Annotated in this window: 11 protein-coding genes and 1 pseudogene; 5 read left to right on the forward strand and 7 right to left on the reverse strand. The window is 63.0% G+C overall.

Annotated features, from left to right (window positions below; translation table 11 throughout):
- Window positions 1–135 (forward strand): annotated as a pseudogene (locus VK804_RS28825) (peptidase P60); the annotation flags it as partial.
- Between the two features lie 3 nt (window positions 136–138).
- On the opposite strand, the gene VK804_RS28830 reads toward VK804_RS28825, so the two are convergent.
- The 6 genes from VK804_RS28830 to VK804_RS28855 all read right to left on the reverse strand — a co-directional run bounded on the left by VK804_RS28830 (window position 139) and on the right by VK804_RS28855 (window position 8601).
- Complete coding sequence (locus VK804_RS28830) at window positions 139–1764, reverse strand: ABC transporter ATP-binding protein (protein WP_325376569.1); 1626 nt, start codon at window positions 1762–1764, stop codon at window positions 139–141.
- Window positions 1765–1771: 7 nt separating this feature from the next.
- Window positions 1772–2956: an ABC transporter permease gene (locus VK804_RS28835; protein ID WP_325376571.1), complete on the reverse strand. Its 1185-nt coding sequence runs from the start codon at window positions 2954–2956 to the stop codon at window positions 1772–1774.
- Complete coding sequence (locus tag VK804_RS28840) at window positions 2956–4062, reverse strand: microcin C ABC transporter permease YejB (RefSeq protein ID WP_325376573.1); 1107 nt, start codon at window positions 4060–4062, stop codon at window positions 2956–2958. Before VK804_RS28840 ends, VK804_RS28835 begins: the two co-directional genes overlap by 1 nt.
- A gap of 3 nt (window positions 4063–4065) precedes the next feature.
- Window positions 4066–5934: an extracellular solute-binding protein gene (locus tag VK804_RS28845; protein WP_325376575.1), complete on the reverse strand. Its 1869-nt coding sequence runs from the start codon at window positions 5932–5934 to the stop codon at window positions 4066–4068.
- A 14-nt stretch (window positions 5935–5948) separates the two neighbouring features.
- Window positions 5949–7841 carry an extracellular solute-binding protein gene (locus VK804_RS28850; RefSeq protein WP_325376577.1) on the reverse strand — a complete coding sequence of 631 codons (1893 nt, stop codon included), beginning with the start codon at window positions 7839–7841 and terminating at the stop codon, window positions 5949–5951.
- Window positions 7842–8049: 208 nt separating this feature from the next.
- A complete protein-coding gene (locus tag VK804_RS28855) occupies window positions 8050–8601 on the reverse strand; it encodes a cytochrome c family protein (RefSeq protein ID WP_325376579.1) in 552 nt (183 codons plus the stop codon).
- Window positions 8602–8810: 209 nt separating this feature from the next.
- Between VK804_RS28855 and VK804_RS28860 the strand changes: the two genes are divergently transcribed.
- Both VK804_RS28860 and VK804_RS28865 read left to right on the forward strand, forming a co-directional pair.
- A complete protein-coding gene (locus VK804_RS28860) occupies window positions 8811–9551 on the forward strand; it encodes a 3-deoxy-manno-octulosonate cytidylyltransferase (protein ID WP_325376581.1) in 741 nt (246 codons plus the stop codon).
- A 20-nt stretch (window positions 9552–9571) separates the two neighbouring features.
- Window positions 9572–10432 (forward strand): prephenate dehydratase, encoded by an 861-nt coding sequence (locus VK804_RS28865; protein ID WP_325376583.1) that lies wholly within the window; start codon window positions 9572–9574, stop codon window positions 10430–10432.
- Between the two features lie 102 nt (window positions 10433–10534).
- Here the strand turns inward: VK804_RS28865 and VK804_RS28870 are convergent, their stop codons facing one another.
- The gene (locus VK804_RS28870) at window positions 10535–11554 is read right to left on the reverse strand and encodes an LLM class flavin-dependent oxidoreductase (protein WP_325376586.1); all 1020 of its coding nucleotides are present in this window, start codon (window positions 11552–11554) and stop codon (window positions 10535–10537) included.
- Between the two features lie 400 nt (window positions 11555–11954).
- On the opposite strand from VK804_RS28870, the gene metF reads away from it, so the two are divergent.
- Window positions 11955–12869, forward strand: a complete 915-nt coding sequence (metF, locus tag VK804_RS28875; RefSeq protein WP_325376587.1) for a methylenetetrahydrofolate reductase [NAD(P)H] — start codon at window positions 11955–11957, stop codon at window positions 12867–12869.
- A gap of 4 nt (window positions 12870–12873) precedes the next feature.
- Window positions 12874–16484: methionine synthase (metH, locus tag VK804_RS28880; RefSeq protein ID WP_325376588.1), on the forward strand; the 3611-nt coding region annotated here is incomplete at its 3' end.

The raw sequence follows: 16484 nt of genomic DNA on the forward strand, positions 1-16484 counted from the left end.
GCGATCGTGCGCGACCCCGGCACCCTCGTGCACGCCAACGCGCATCACATGGCCACGAAAATCGAAAATACCAGCGACGCCGTCGCGCGCATCAGGGCCGCGGGCAGCGAGATCGCAGCCGTCAAGCGGGTGTGAGCTTTAAACGCCCGCCGCGGTTTCCAGCCGGAACGCGGCGGCGAACAGCGCGCGCGTGTAATCGGTCTTCGGGTTCTTGAACAGCTCCGAAGCCGGTCCCTCCTCCACCACCTTGCCGAGTCGCATCACGATCAAATGGCTGGCGAGCGAGGCGACCACGCGCAGATCGTGCGAAATGAACATATAGGTCAGGTCGCGCTTGCGCTGCAGCTCGCGCAGGAGATCGACCATCTGCGCCTGAAACAGCATATCGAGCGCGCTGGTCGGCTCATCCAGCACGACGAAATTCGGCTCCAGCACCACCGCGCGCGCGATCGAGATGCGCTGGCGCTGGCCGCCGGAGAATTCATGCGGATAGCGGAATCGCGTCGCCGGATCCATGCCGACGTCGCGCAGCGCCTTGATCACCCGCGCCTCGCGCGTTTCCGCCGACAACGATTGCTGATGCACGCTCAATCCCTCGGCGACGATGTCGCCGACCGACATCCGTGGGCTCAGCGCGCCGAACGGATCCTGGAACACGATCTGCATGTCGCGGCGGAACGGCCGCATCTCCTTGAAGCGCAGACCCTGAATATCGTGGCCTAGAAACACGATCGGGCCATCGGAGGAGATCAGCCGCAACAGCGCGAGCCCCAGCGTGGTCTTGCCGGAGCCGGATTCACCGACCACCCCCAGCGTCTCGCCCTTGCGCACCGACAGCGTGACGCCGTCGACCGCCTTGATATGGCCGACGGTCGAGCGCAGCAGGCCACGCTTCACCGGAAACCAGACCTTGAGGTCGTCGGCGGACATCACGACAGGCGATTCCGGCCGCGGCGGCGCCGGATCGGGCTTTGGTTCGGCCGCGAGCAACGCCTTGGTGTAGGGATGCTTCGGCGCGGTAAACACCTGCTCGACCGGGCCCTGCTCGACGATCTTGCCGCCGTTCATGACGCAGACCACATCCGCAATGCGGCGCACGATGCCGAGGTCATGGGTGATGAACAGCAGGCTCATGCCGAGGCGGGCGCGAATTTCAGCCAGCAGCGCCAGGATCTGCGCCTGCACGGTGACGTCGAGCGCGGTGGTCGGTTCGTCCGCGATCAACAGATCCGGCTCGTTGGCGAGCGCCATCGCGATCATGACGCGCTGGCGCTGGCCGCCGGACAATTGATGCGGATAGCTCCTGAGCCGGGAAGCGGGATCGGGAATGCCGACCTGCGTCAGCAGTTCGAGCGTCCGCGCCCGCGCTTTGGTGCCGTTCATCGGACTGTGCAGCTGCAGGATTTCGACAATCTGCGATTCGATCGTGTGCAGCGGATTGAGCGAGGTCATCGGCTCCTGGAAGATGATCGAGATGTCGTTGCCGCGGATGCCGCGGATCTCGCGCTCCGACAGCCCGAGCAGTTCCTGGCCCTTGAAGCGGATGCTTCCCGAGGGGTGGGAGGCGGTCGGATAGGGCAACAGCTTCAGGATCGACAAGGCGCTGACGGATTTGCCGGAGCCGGATTCGCCAACCAGCGCCACGCAGTCGCCACGCTTGATCTCGTAGGAGATGTGATCGACCGCCATCGACATCCCGCTCGGCTGGTGAAACGCCACCGAGAGATCGCGGACTTCGAGCAAAGGCTGGTTGACGGCGTCCATCGGCGGCCTACCTGAATGTCTTGCGCGGATCGAAGGCGTCGCGCGCGGCCTCGCCGATGAAGATCAAAAGCGACAGCATGATCGCGACCGCGAAGAAGCCGGTGAAGCCGAGCCAGGGCGCCTGCACGTTGGCCTTGCCCTGCGACAGCAATTCGCCGAGCGAGGGCGAGCCGGGCGGCAGCCCGAAGCCCAGGAAGTCGAGCGCCGTCAGCGTCATTACCGAGTTCGACACGATGAACGGCAGGAACGTCATGGTCGCGACCATGGCGTTCGGCAGCAAGTGCCGAAACATGATCACCGCATTGGAGACGCCGAGCGCGCGCGCCGCCATGATGTATTCGAAATTGCGACCGCGCAGGAATTCCGCGCGCACCAGACCCACCAGCGATACCCAGGAGAACAGCAGCAGGATGCCGAGCAGGATGAAGAAGCCGGGCGGCAGCACCGAGGAAATAATCAGCAGCAGGTACAGATAGGGTATCGAGGTCCAGATCTCGATGAAGCGCTGGAAGCCAAGATCGAGCCAGCCGCCGAAATAGCCCTGCACGCCGCCGGCGGCGATGCCGATGATCGAGGAGAAGAAGGTCAATGCGAGACCAAACAGCACCGATATCCGGAAGCCGTAGATCAGGCGCGCGACCACGTCGCGGCCCTGGTCGTCGGTGCCGAGCCAGTTGTATTCGAGATCGCGGCAGCTGTTGAGGTGCTTCTTCACCACCACGTCCCGGCATTCCGCTTCGGTCAGCATCCAGGTCGGCTTCGACGGCGCCGGCGTCGGCAGATCGAGATTGTGGGTGTCGTAGGAATAGCGGATCAGCGGCCAGACGATGCTGCCTCCCTTGTCCCTGATCAGCTTCTGCAAGTACGGATCGCGGTAGTCGGCGGCGGTCTCGAAGTCGCCGCCGAAGGTGGTCTCGGAATAGGTGACAAACGCCGGAAAATACAGATGGCCGTCGAACTTGATCAGGAACGGGCGGTCGTTGGCGATCAGTTCGGCGAACAGCGAGACGAAGAACAGGATCAGGAAAATCCAGAACGACCAGTAGCCGCGGCGGTTCGACTTGAAATTCTGCCAGCGGCGGCGGTTGAGCGGCGACGGTTCGAAGCGGTGGCGGGTGATCGGCACGGTTTCGCCGAACGGCGACTGAACGGTGGCCTCGATCGGCGGCGGCGGCGGCGCAGTGATCGTCATCAGACCTCTCGCGCCTCGAAATCGATCCTGGGATCGATCCACATGTAGGTGAGGTCGGAGATCAGGTTCACCACGAGGCCGATTAGCGAATAGATGAACAGCGTCCCGAACACGACCGGATAGTCGCGGTTCAGGACGCTCTCGAAGCCGAGCAGGCCAAGCCCGTCCAGCGAGAAGATGGTCTCGATCAACAGCGAACCCGAAAAGAAGGCGTGGATGAACGCGCCGGGAAAACCGGCGATCACGATCAACATGGCGTTGCGGAACACGTGATTGTAGAGCACCTGCCGTTCGCTGCAGCCCTTGGCGCGCGCGGTCATCACATATTGCTTGCGGATCTCGTCGAGGAACGAGTTCTTGGTCAGCAGCGTGGTGGTGGCGAAGGCCCCCAGCGCCATCGAGATCAGCGGCAGCGTGATGTGCCAGAAATAATCAAGGATTTTCCAGTACCAGGGAAATTGCGACCAGCCTTCCGAGGTCAGCCCGCGCAGCGGAAAGATGTTCAGGAACGATCCGCCGGCGAACAGGATGATCAGAAGGATCGCAAACAGAAAGCCCGGGATCGCAAAGCCCACGATGATCACCCCCGAGGTCCAGGTATCGAACTCCGAGCCGTCCATGACAGCCTTGCGGATGCCAAGCGGGATCGAGATCAAATAGCTCAACAGCGTCATCCAGATCCCGAGCGACATCGAGACCGGCAGCTTCTCCTTGATCAGCTGCAGCACGCTGACATCGCGGAAATAGCTCTTGCCGAAATCGAAGCGCACGAAATTCCATACCATCAGCAGAAATCGTTCCGGCGCCGGCTTGTCGAAGCCGAATTGCTTTTCCAGGCTCTTGATGAAATCCGGGTCCAGCCCTTGCGCGCCGCGATACTTCGAGTTCGTGGCGCCGGAGGAGATGCCGACCGGGCCGCGTCGCCCGAAATCGCCGCTGCCGCCTGAAATCCGCGAGGTGCCGCCGGTGTCGGCGCCCGATAGCTGCGCGATCACGCGCTCCACCGGGCCGCCCGGCGCGAACTGCACCACGACGAAGGATATGAACAGGATGCCCAACAAAGTCGGGAACATCAGCAGGAGCCGGCGGGCGATGTAGGCGCTCATGAATTATTTCGCCTGCTCGGCCCGGGCGACCTTGGCAGGATCGGTCCACCAGTTCTCCGGCGCGCCGACGCCCTGGCCGTAATGCGGCAGCTTGTCCGGATGCCCGAACACATCCCAATAGGCGACCGGATGCGTGGCGCGATACCACTGCGGCACCCAGTAGCGCCCGGCGCGGAACACCCGGTCGAAGGCGCGGCACGCGACCGTGAGATCGGCGCGGTTGTTGGCGCCGATGATCTTCTCGATCAGCGCGTCGATGACGGGATTGGCGATGCCCGCCATGTTGTACGATCCCTTGGTGGCGGCGGCCTGCGACGAGAAGTACGGACGCATGCCGTCGCCCGGCGTCGCCGACATCGAAAAGCGCGACATCGCCATGTCGAAGTCGAAATCTTCCAGCCGGGCGCGATACTGCACGGCGTCGACCAACCGGATGGCGGCGTCGATGCCGAGGGTGGCCAGATTCTTGATATAGGGCCCGTGGTGGGGTTCGATCGACGGCTCGTCGATCAGGAACTCGATCCTGAAGACCTCGCCGTTCGGAAGCACCCGCTTGTTGTCCTTGATAACGAGCCCGGCATCCTGCAACAATTGCGACGCCTTGCGCAGCAGCGTGCGGTCCTGTCCCGACCCGTCAGACACCGGCGGCAGGAAGGGGTTGCCGAACACCTCGTCCGGCACATGGCCGCGAAACGGCTCGAGCAGCGCAAGTTCTTCCGGAGACGGCGGCCCGCTTGCCATCAGATCGGAATTCTGGAACGGAGATACGGTGCGCGCATAGGCGCCGTACATGATGGTCTTGTTGGTCCATTCGAAATCGAACGCCTGGATCAGCGCCTCGCGCACGCGCGGATCCTTGAACCTGTCGCGGCGCATATTGATGAACCAGCCCTGCGCGCCGGACGGCGTGTCGTCGGGCAATACTTCGCGCTTGACCCGGCCGTCCATCGCGGCGGGGAAATCGTAGCGCGTTGCCCAGACGCGCGCGGTGAACTCCTCGCGGAACAAATAGTTCTTCGCGGTAAAACCCTCGAACGCGACGTCGCGATCACGGTAGAATTCGTAGCGCACAATGTCGAAATTATAGAAGCCGCGGGAGACCGGGAGATCCGCGCCCCACCAATCCCTGACGCGCTCGAACTCGATGAAGCGATTGACCTCGAACTTGCCGACCTTGTAGGGCCCGGAGCCCAGGGGCGTATCGAGCGTGGATTCGTCGAACGGCCGCGTCGCGTAATAGGCCTGCGAGAAGATCGGCAGGCTCGCGACAAACAGCGGCACGTCGCGCGCGCGGTTTTCGGCGAAGGTGACGATCAGCGTCGCCTCGTCGGGCGCTTCCGCCTTCACCATGTCGCGCAGCTGCTGCAGGATCAAGGGATGACCCTTGGTCTTCAGCGTCGTCAGCGAGAAGGCGGCGTCATGCGCGGTCAGTTTCGAGCCGTCGTGAAATCCGGCTTCCGGCCGCATCGTGAAACGGTAGACCAGCTTGTCGGCCGAAATCTGCACCGATTTCGCGGCAAGGCCATACATGGCGTCGGGCTCGTCGCTCGCGCGCACCATCAGCGTCGCGAACGTCATGTCCATGCCCTGGGCGCCTTCGCCCTTCAGGATAAAGGCGTTGAGCGAGTTGAAGGTCTGGAACGACTGATTATTCGTCCGCAGCCAGGGCAGGAACGAGAACACCCCGCCTTTCGGGGCGTCGACGTTGACGTAGTCGAAATGATGAAAGTCGGCCGGGTATTTGAGGTCGCCGAACACCGACAGCCCATGCGTCTCGGGGCCGGCATCGGCGGCGTGAGCCGGCCGCAGCAGCGGCGCGCTCAACGCGCCAACGCCGAGACCGAGCACGTGCCGGCGGGAGAAGCGCGCCATGCGCAAAAACTCCTTCAAGTCCGGCCGCCGATCTTGGCGGCTTTGGCCGCATCCCACCACCACAGGGTCGGGAAGCCGGAAGCGGCGTATTTCGGCAAAGGCTCGGGACGACTGAACCGATCCCAGCGGGCGTCGCGTTCAAATCCGCCGGCGAATTGCGGGACCACGTAGCAATTCCAGAGCAATACCCGATCCAGCGCCTTGCAGCTCGCGACCAGTTCGTCGCGATCCCTGGCGAAGATGATGCGGTTGATCAACGCGTCGACCGCGGGATTCTTGATGCCGGGAAGGTTGCGCGCACCGGGCCGATCGGCGGCCTCGGAGCCGAAGAAATCGCGTTGCTCGTTGCCCGGCGAAAGCGACTGCGCCCACACAAAGGTAGTGATATCGAAGTCGAAATTGCGCAGGCGATTCTCGTACTGGACACTGTCGACGGAGCGAATATTCACGGTGATGCCGAGCCGCTCCAAAGACGGCTTGTAGAACAGGATGCTGCGTTCGTCAGCCGGGTCCTGGGTCAGGAATTCGACGCTGACGGGCTGGCCGTCGGGACCGACCAGCTTACGGTCGCGATTTTCAAACCCTGCCTCCTTGAGCAGGCGCGCGGCTTCACGAAGATTGCTGCGAGACGCCTCCTCATTGCCTCCGACAGGATTCTTGTACGGCGTCGTGAAGAGCTCGGCAGGCACCTTGTCGCGCACCGTCTCGAGGATCTGCAACTCCTGACCTTCCGGGAGACCAGCGGCCGTCAATTCGGGGATGCCATCAAAATAGCTGCTGTCACGATGATACTCACCATTCGAGAGCAGCCGGTCTGACGTCTCCCAATCATAGGCATAATTGAAGGCACGACGGACCCTGACATCGGCAAACAGCGGCCGGCGCAGGTTGAACGCGAACCCTTGCATCCGCCCTGAACTCTCATCCGTGAATTTTTCCTTGATGACGCGCTTTTCGCGCGCGGCAGGAAAATCGTAGGCGGTCGACCATTCCTTGCCGCTGCGCTCGGAAAACCAGTCGAGCTGATCCGCCTTGAAGGCTTCGCGTGCCACCGTATCGTCGCGAAAGAATTCAAACCGAAGCTCGTCGAAATTGTCCTGACCGATCGAGTGCGGCAGATCCTTGCCCCAATAATCCTTGACCCGCTCCAGCACCAGCGTGCGGCCTGCGACAAACTCCTTGATGCGATAGGCGGCAGACCCCAGCGGAATCTCCAACGTCGTCGCCGTGACGTCCCGTTTGCGCCCCTGCGCGTCGGTGCCTTCCCACCAGTGCTTCGGCAACACCGGAACTTCACCGGCGATCGAGGGAAGTTCGCGGTTGCCGGGCCCGTCGAACGAAAATCTGACATCGCGCTCGCCGACCTGTTCGCACTTGACGATGTGCCGGTAGTAGGCGCGGTACAGCGGACTGTTCTTCTTGACAACATCGTAAGAGAAGACGATGTCGTCGGGGGTCACCGGCTTGCTGTCGTGCCAGCGCGCTGCCGCGTTCAATCGATAGATCACGTAGGAGGAATCGTCAGGATAGCTCGCTGCTTCCGCCAATAGTCCATAGGCCGTCGACGGCTCGTCTAGCGACCTGGTCGTCAAGGTTTGATTGATCAGGTTGGCACCGCTGGCGATCGAGCCCTTCAATCCCTGGATCACGATGTTGAAGTTGTCGAACGTGCCGAGTTCGAACAGGCGCGCGACACCGCCTTTGGGCGCATTCGGATTGACGTAATCGAAATGCTTGAAGCCGGCCGGATATTTGGCGTCGCCGTACATCGACATCGCGTGCCGCCAGGCCGGTTCGCCGGAAGTCTGCGCCCGGGCGGAACTCAGTCCCGGAGGGGTGGCTCCCAGCGCCGGGGCGACCGCGGCCAAGGCTCCGCTGCGCAGAAGGTGTCGTCGGGTAATTGCCAAGTGGAGAATCCTGATGCCGTCCGATACCGCCTTAGATGCGCAATATAAGGCAAGGTTTCGACCGATTGCGTTGCTTTTTCCTCATGATACAGGGTTGTGAATGGCCCGGATGCGGCGAAACGTCCCGATTGCGTGGGCTGCGATAGCGAAACGGCCGGGCATTGGCCGGCCGTTGGCAGCATGCGGTTCACAGGATGACGCCGGGGCGTTATTTCGACGCCGTCGGCAGCGGAACCGGATTATCCGAAAGCGTGTGCAGGTAGGCGATCACGTCGGCGCGCTCGCTGTCCTTCTGGATGCCGGCAAAACCCATCGCTGTGCCGGGGATGAAACCCTTGGGGCTGTCGATGAACTTGTTGAGGTCCTCATCGGTCCAGGTGCCGCCCTTGGCCTTCATCGCAGCCGAGAAGTTGAAGCCGCCGCGGTCCTCGCCGCGCTTGTCGCCGACGATGCCGTAGAGATTCGGACCGACGCGGTTCGGACCGCCCTTTTCGAAGGTATGGCAGGCCTGGCATTTCTTGGCCGCGGCGGCGCCCTTCTCGGCAGACGCCGTCTGCAGCAACTTCTCTATCGGCACTGCCGGCGCCGGTGCGGCTTCCTTGGCGCCGGCTTCCGGCGCCTCCTTGGCGACGATTTCGAAACCCGGCTTCGCCGGCATCACCGGGGAAAACAGCGCGTCCGCAGTGAAGCTCGTCACCAGCAGAACCAGGCAGGTGCCCAGGATGGCGCCAAGAATTTTATTGATTTCGAAGGAGTCCATTTCGGATCAGGCTCCAGGCCGGAAATGTCGACTTTAGGCCGGAGAGAAGCGGCCGCGGATAGATCAGGAATCAGGCTTTCGCACCGCACCCCGAGCCACGATCAGATATCGGTTTGCCCGTGCTCTGGCAACCCGTATAAATGCGCCGGCTTTCGCCCCATCCCCATCATTTCCGGCCCTCTTATCACCCGGGTCCAACCCGTTACCTGATGCCAGAACCCCGCACTTTGGTGCTGATTCCCGCCCGCATGGCCGCCACCCGGCTGCCCGGCAAGCCGCTGTTGGATCTCGGCGGCCTGCCGATGATTGTCCATGTGCTGCGCCGCGCCGAGGCCGCCAATATCGGCCGCGTGGCGGTCGCCACCGACACGCCCGAGATCGCTTCCGTCGTGAAATCCCATGGCGGGGAAGCCGTCATGACGCGGGCGGACCACCTCACCGGATCGGACCGCATCTACGAGGCGCTCGGCGCGCTCGATCCTAGGGGCGATATCGAAATCGTCGTCAATCTGCAGGGCGACTTTCCGACCATTTCGCCTGATAACATCCGCGACGTGCTGGCGCCGCTGTCCGACCCCGCGGTCGATATCGCCACCCTGGCCGCCGAAATCCATACCGAGGAAGAAAGCCTGAACCCGAACGTGGTGAAGGCGGTCGGCTCGCCGATCGGGGAGCGGCGGATGCGCGCACTCTACTTCACCCGCGCCACCGCGCCCTACGGCAACGGGCCGCGCTACCACCATATCGGCCTCTATGCGTATCGCCGGCGGGCGCTGGAGCGCTTTGTGACGCTGCCGCCCTCGCCCTTGGAATTGCAGGAAAAGCTCGAGCAGCTGCGCGCCATGGAGGCTGGCATGCGCATCGACATCACCATCGTCGACACGGTGCCGCGCGGCGTCGACACGCCGGCCGATCTTGAAACCACCCGCCTGATACTGGCAAAAGCCTGAGCGGCTGATACAAGGCGCCCATGACAAAAAATCTAAAAATTGCCTTCCAAGGCGAGCCGGGCGCCAATTCCCATATCGCCATCGTCGAAGCCTATCCGGGCGCCGAGCCGCTGCCCTGCCCGACCTTCGAGGACGCGCTGGCCGCGATCTCCTCGGGCGAAGCCGATCTTGGCATGATCCCAATCGAGAATTCGGTGGCCGGCCGCGTCGCCGACATCCATCATTTGCTGCCGCAATCCGGCCTGTTCATCGTCGGCGAATATTTTCTGCCGATCCATCACCAGCTGATGGCGCCGCGCGGCGCCAAGCTCACCGACGTCAGGACGGTGGAAAGCCACGTCCATGCGCTCGGGCAATGCCGCCGCATCATCCGCAAGCTCGGCATCAAGCCGATCGTCTCAGGCGATACCGCGGGTGCTGCGCGCCTGATCGCCGAACGCGGCGACAAGGCGAGTGCGGCGATTGCATCGAAACTCGCCGCCGACATCTACGGCCTCGACGTGCTGGCCGAGGATGTCGAGGACGAAACCCACAACACCACCCGCTTCGTGGTGCTGGCGCGCGAGGCGAAGTGGGCCGAACAGGGCTCGGGGCCGCTGGTCACCACTTTTGTATTCCGGGTGCGCAATTTGCCGGCCGCGCTCTACAAGGCGATGGGCGGCTTTGCCACCAACGGCGTCAACATGACCAAGCTGGAAAGCTACATGGTCGACGGCAATTTCTTTGCGACCCAATTCTATGCCGACGTCGACGGCCATCCCGAGGAACGGGGACTTGCCTTCGCGCTCGAGGAACTGCAATTCTTCTCCCGCGAGTTTCGCATCGTCGGGGTCTATCCCGGGCATCCGTTTCGGGCGACGTTCAGCGAGAAGGCGGAGTGATAAGCCCGTCGTTCCGGGGCAGCCCGCAGGGCTGAACCCGGAATCTCGAGATTCCGGGTTCGATGCTTCGCATCGCCCCGAAATGACGGGCTAAATCGAGCGTTACGCCGCCGCCTTCTTGCCCAACCCGAACGCATCCGCCAGCAGCGTGTACGATTTCTTCCGCGCTTCGTGGTCGTAGACCGCGGTGATGATCATCAGCTCATCCGCCTCGCTCGCCGAAATCATCGGCTGCAGCTTTTGCAGCACGGTGGCCGGGCTGCCGACGAACAGCCGCGAACGGTTGCGCACGAGCGCGGCACGCTCCGAGTCCGTGTAAGGATAGGCCAGTGCTTCCTCCACGCTCGGCAGCGGCAGGTATTGGCCGCGGTCCCGGCGCAAACGATTGAGATCCATCGAGGACGCGAGCCGCTCCGCCTCCGCGTCCGTCTCCGCCGCGATCGCCGCGACCGCCAGAATGCCATGCGGCGTCGCGCGCCAGGCCGACGGCTTGAAATGCGCGCGGTAATTGGTCAGCGCCTCGATCGCATCATAGGAGGCAAAATGATGCGCAAAGGCAAAGCCCATACCGACTTGCGCGGCGAGTTCGGACGAGTAGTCGCTGGAGCCGAGCAGCCAGATCGGCGGCAGCGGCGAGTCGTCGGGCATCGCCACCACCTTGTTGTAGGGATGGTTCGGCGGAAAATCGCGGGTCTCCCACAGGATCAATTCATGCAGCCGCTCGAGGAAATCGTCGCCCTCGCGGCGATCGAGCCGGCTGCGCAGCGCATACGCCGTGGCGCCGTCGGTGCCGGGCGCGCGGCCCAGGCCCAGATCGATGCGGCCGGGAAACAGCGCCTCCAGCATCTTGAAGCGCTCGGCCACCATCAGCGGCGCATGGTTGGGCAGCATCACCCCGCCGGATCCGACCCGGATGTTCTTGGTCACCGCGGCGATCTGCCCGATCATGAGGTCGGGCGCGGGACTGGCGACGGAGGCGAGGTTGTGGTGTTCGGCCAGCCAATAGCGGACATAGCCGAGCGCGTCGGCATGGCGCGCCAGGTCGATGCTGTTGCGCAGCGCCGCAGCGGGCTTTGTGCCTGTGGTGACGACGGAGAGGTCGAGGATCGAGAGCGGGATCATGCGGCTTAAGCTAGTGCACCGTTTCGGGCAGACAAAGGGCCCCGCCGCAGATCAGGCGCGCGCCGGCGCGCCTTGGTGCGAGGGATCACCGCGCTGATTGTGGGCCGATATAGATCGTCATGCTGTAAATCTTGAATTTCCCACCCTTGAATCTGAGATTTAATGGTCCTGCGGCCTCCATAATCTCACTAAGTATATGAACTAATACCATAAACGAGACTACCCGCCCTTGGAGTATCTGCCCAACAATCGTAAATATGGATAAATATATCTGTATTTTTTCATATATTGGGCAATTTCCCATCAAAGATGGGCTATTTGGGTAACTCCATTTGGCTTATTTTAGCGCTCTGAGGCTAGAGCTGGACATCCCCAGATCCGAACGGAGTTCGTGGTTGCCATGACCGAGGTTACGCCGCCTGCGCCTGACGTGCACCCCGGGCTGAAATCGCCTGCGATCTCGTTCGAGTTCTTCCCGCCGAAGACCGAGGAGATGGAACGGAGCCTGTGGGAAACCATCAAGCGGCTGGCGCCGCTTTTGCCCAATTTCGTCTCGGTGACCTATGGCGCCGGCGGATCGACACGGGAGCGCACCCATTCCACCATCGCCCGCCTGCTCAGGGAGACTGATCTCGTTCCGGCGGCGCATCTGACCTGCGTCGGCGCCGCGCGCGGCGAGATCGACGAAATCGTTGCCCGCTACCATGAGATCGGCGTCCGCCACATCGTGGCGCTGCGCGGCGATCCGGCCGGCGGCATCGGCACCGCCTATGCCGCGCATCCCGACGGCTATAAAACCTCGGCCGATCTGGTCGCCGGCATCAAGCAGCGATATCCCGACATCGAGGTCTCGGTCTCCGCCTATCCGGAAAAGCATCCGGAAAGCCGCGACTTCGATGCCGACATCGACATGCTCGCGGCCAAGGTCGATGCCGGAGCGGCCCGCGCCATCACCCAGGTGTTCTTCGACAACGACCTCTACTTCCGCTACCTCGATCGCGTCCGCGCCCGCGGCATTACGATCCCGATCGTGCCCGGCATCATGCCGATGCATAATTTCAAGCAGGCGCGTAATTTCGTCACCCGCGCCGGCACCAGCGTGCCGGACTGGCTTGCGCAAAAATTCGACGGCCTCGACGACGATGCCGACACCCGCAAGCTGGTGGCCGCGACCGTTGCGGCCGGCCAGGTGCAGAAACTGGCCAAGCACGGCGTCGACACCTTTCACTTCTACACCATGAACCGCGCGGACCTCGTGTTCGCGATCAGCCATCTGCTCGGCATCCGCCCCAGGGGCACACAGAAAGCCGCCTGACCGAATGACCGTGCCCGTCTCTCCCAAGCGAACCGCCCTGCTCGCCGCCGCCCGCGAGCGCATCCTGGTGCTCGACGGCGCCATGGGCACCATGATCCAGGGACTCGACTATGACGAGGCCGCGTTTCGGGGCGCGCGCTTCAAGGATTTTCACCGCGACTTGCGCGGCAACAACGATTTGCTGATCCTCACCCAGCCGAGAGCGATCGAGGACATCCACGCCGAATATCTGCGCGCGGGCACCGACATCGTCGCCACCAACACCTTTTCCTCGACCTCGATCGCGCAGGCCGATTACGACCTCTCGGGCTTTGCCTATGAGCTCAACCTCGAAGGCGCGAAACTCGCGCGCGCCGCTGCCACACGCGTCACGGCCGAGGACGGCAAGGCACGCTTCGTTGCAGGCGCCATCGGACCTACCAACCGCACCGCCTCGATCTCGCCCGATGTATCGAACCCCGGCTTCCGTGCCGTCACCTTCGACGATCTGCGCGCGGCCTATGGCGAGCAGATCAAGGGACTGCTGGACGGCGGCGTCGACTTGCTGCTGGTCGAAACCATCTTCGACACGCTGAACGCCAAGGCGGCGCTCTACGCGATCGCCGAAATCACCGAACAACGCGGCATCGACGTGCCGGTCATGATCTCGGGTACCATCACCGACAAATCCGGCCGGCTGCTGTCGGGGCAACTCCCCGAGGCGTTCTGGAATTCGGTGCGCCACGCCAGGCCGGTCACGATCGGCTTCAACTGCGCGCTCGGCGCCGAGGATCTGCGCGCCCATATCGCCGATATCGGCCGCGTCGCCGACACGCTGGTCTGCGCGTATCCGAACGCCGGACTGCCCAACGAATTCGGCGCGTATGACGAGAGCCCGGAATACATGGCGCGGCTGATCGGCGAGTTTGCCTCCGCCGGTCTCGTCAACATCGTCGGCGGCTGCTGCGGCACCACGCCAGACCATGTCTCCGCCATTGCCGCCGCCGTCGCGCCGCACCGGCCGCGCGTGGTACCCGTGATCGAACCGCGGCTGCGGCTCTCAGGGCTGGAGCCGTTCGAACTGACGCCCGCAATCCCGTTTGTGAACGTCGGCGAGCGCACCAATGTCACCGGCTCCGCCAAATTCAGAAAACTGATCACCGCCGGCGACTACACCGCCGCGTTGCAGGTGGCGCGCGACCAGGTCGAGAACGGCGCGCAGATCATCGACGTCAACATGGACGAAGGCCTGCTCGACTCGCAAGGAGCGATGGTGACCTTCCTCAACCTCGTCGCCGCCGAGCCCGACATCGCCCGCGTTCCCGTGATGGTGGATTCCTCGAAATTCGCGGTGATCGAAGCCGGCCTGAAATGCGTGCAGGGCAAGCCGGTTGTGAACTCGATCTCGATGAAGGAAGGCGAGGAGAAATTCATCCACGAGGCGAAGATCGCGCGGCGCCAGGGCGCGGCCGTGGTGGTGATGGCGTTCGACGAGGTCGGCCAGGCCGACACGTTCGCGCGCAAGACCGAAATCTGCAAGCGCGCCTACGACATTCTGGTCGGGCAACTCGACTTCCCGCCGGAAGACATCATCTTCGATCCCAATATTTTTGCGATCGCCACCGGGCTTGAGGAGCACAACAATTACGGTGTCGATTTCATCGAGGCGACCCGCTGGATCCGCCAAAATCTGCCGCACGCCCATATCTCCGGCGGCGTCTCCAACCTGTCGTTCTCGTTCCGCGGCAATGAGCCGGTGCGCGAGGCCATGCATTCGGTGTTCCTGTATCACGCCATCAAGGCCGGCATGGATATGGGCATCGTCAACGCCGGTCAGATGATCGTCTATGACGACATCGATCCCGAACTGCGCCAAACTTGCGAAGACGTCATCCTCAACCGCGACCCCGGCGCCTCCGAGCGGCTGCTGCAACTGGCCGAAAAATTCCGCGGCAAGGAGAAGCAGACCAAGGAACAGGACCTGGCCTGGCGCGAATGGCCGGTCGACAAGCGGCTGTCCCACGCGCTGGTGCACGGCATCACCGAATATATCGAGGCCGACACCGAAGCCGCGCGCGCGGTCGCCGAGCGTCCGCTCAACGTCATCGAAGGCCCGCTGATGGCCGGCATGAACGTGGTCGGCGATCTCTTCGGCGACGGCAAGATGTTTTTGCCGCAAGTTGTAAAATCCGCGCGCGTCATGAAGCAGGCGGTGGCCTATCTGATGCCGTTCATGGAAGAAGAGAAGGCGCGCAACAAGGCCAACGGCATTGTCGGCGACGGTCGCAACTCCGCCGGCAAGATCGTGCTCGCCACCGTCAAGGGCGACGTCCACGACATCGGCAAGAACATCGTCGGCATCGTGCTGCAATGTAACAATTTCGAAGTGATCGACCTCGGCGTCATGGTGCCGGCGGCGAAAATCATCGAGACCGCCAAGAGCGAAGGCGCCGACATCATCGGGCTGTCCGGCCTGATCACGCCTTCGCTCGACGAGATGGGTTTCCTTGCTGGTGAACTGGAACGCCAGGGCCTGAAGCTGCCGCTCTTGATCGGCGGCGCCACCACCAGCCGCGTCCATACCGCGGTCAAGATCGACCCGAACTACCGCGGCGGGCCGGTGGTGCATGTCAATGACGCCAGCCGCGCCGTCGGCGTCGCCTCCTCGCTGATGTCGCTGGATAGGCGCGAGGCCTATGCGGCGGAAGTGCGCGCCGATTACGCCAAAATCTCCGCGGCGCATTTCCGGGCGCAGGCGGACAAGAAGCGGCTGAAGCTGGCCGATGCCCGCGCCAACGCGATGACGATCGATTTTGCTAAAACGCCGCCGAAGCAGCCGGCGTTCCTCGGCATCAAGTCGTTCCGGGATTACGATCTCGCCGAGTTGGCAAACTACATCGACTGGACGCCGTTCTTCCAGACCTGGGAGCTGACCGGGCGCTATCCCGCGATCCTCGACGACCCCAAGGTCGGCGAAGTCGCGCGCTCGCTGTATGACGACGCCCGCAAGATGCTCGACCTGATCGTCAAGGAAAACTGGTTCAAGGCGCAGGCGACGGTCGGCTTCTGGCCGGCCAATGCGCAAGGCGACGACATCGTCGTCTATGCCGACGACACCCGCACGAAGCAAATTGCGGCGTTCCACACGCTGCGCCAGCAACTGGAAAAACGCGAAGGCCGTTTCAATGCGGCGCTGTCGGATTTCATCGCCCCCGTTGCGAGCGGTGTGCCTGACTATATCGGCGCCTTCGTGGTCACTGCGGGGATCGGCGAGGACGTGATCGCCGACCGCTTCAAGAATGCCAATGACGATTACTCCTCGATCCTGTGCAAGGCACTCGCCGATCGGCTGGCGGAAGCCTTTGCCGAGCGGATGCATGCCCGCGTGCGCCGGGAATTCTGGGGCTACGCGCCGGACGAGACACTGTCGCCGGATCAGCTCATTCTCGAGCAGTACAAAGGCATCCGCCCCGCGCCCGGCTATCCCGCGCAGCCCGATCACACCGAGAAGGCGACGCTGTTCACTCTGCTCGACGCCGAGAACACCGCCGGCGTGAAGCTCACCGAAAGCTATGCGATGTGGCCGGGCTCGTCGGTCTCCGGGCTTTATTTTAGCAATGCCGAAAGTTTCTATTT

This window comes from Bradyrhizobium sp., from assembly GCF_035484855.1.
Taxonomy (GTDB): domain Bacteria; phylum Pseudomonadota; class Alphaproteobacteria; order Rhizobiales; family Xanthobacteraceae; genus Bradyrhizobium.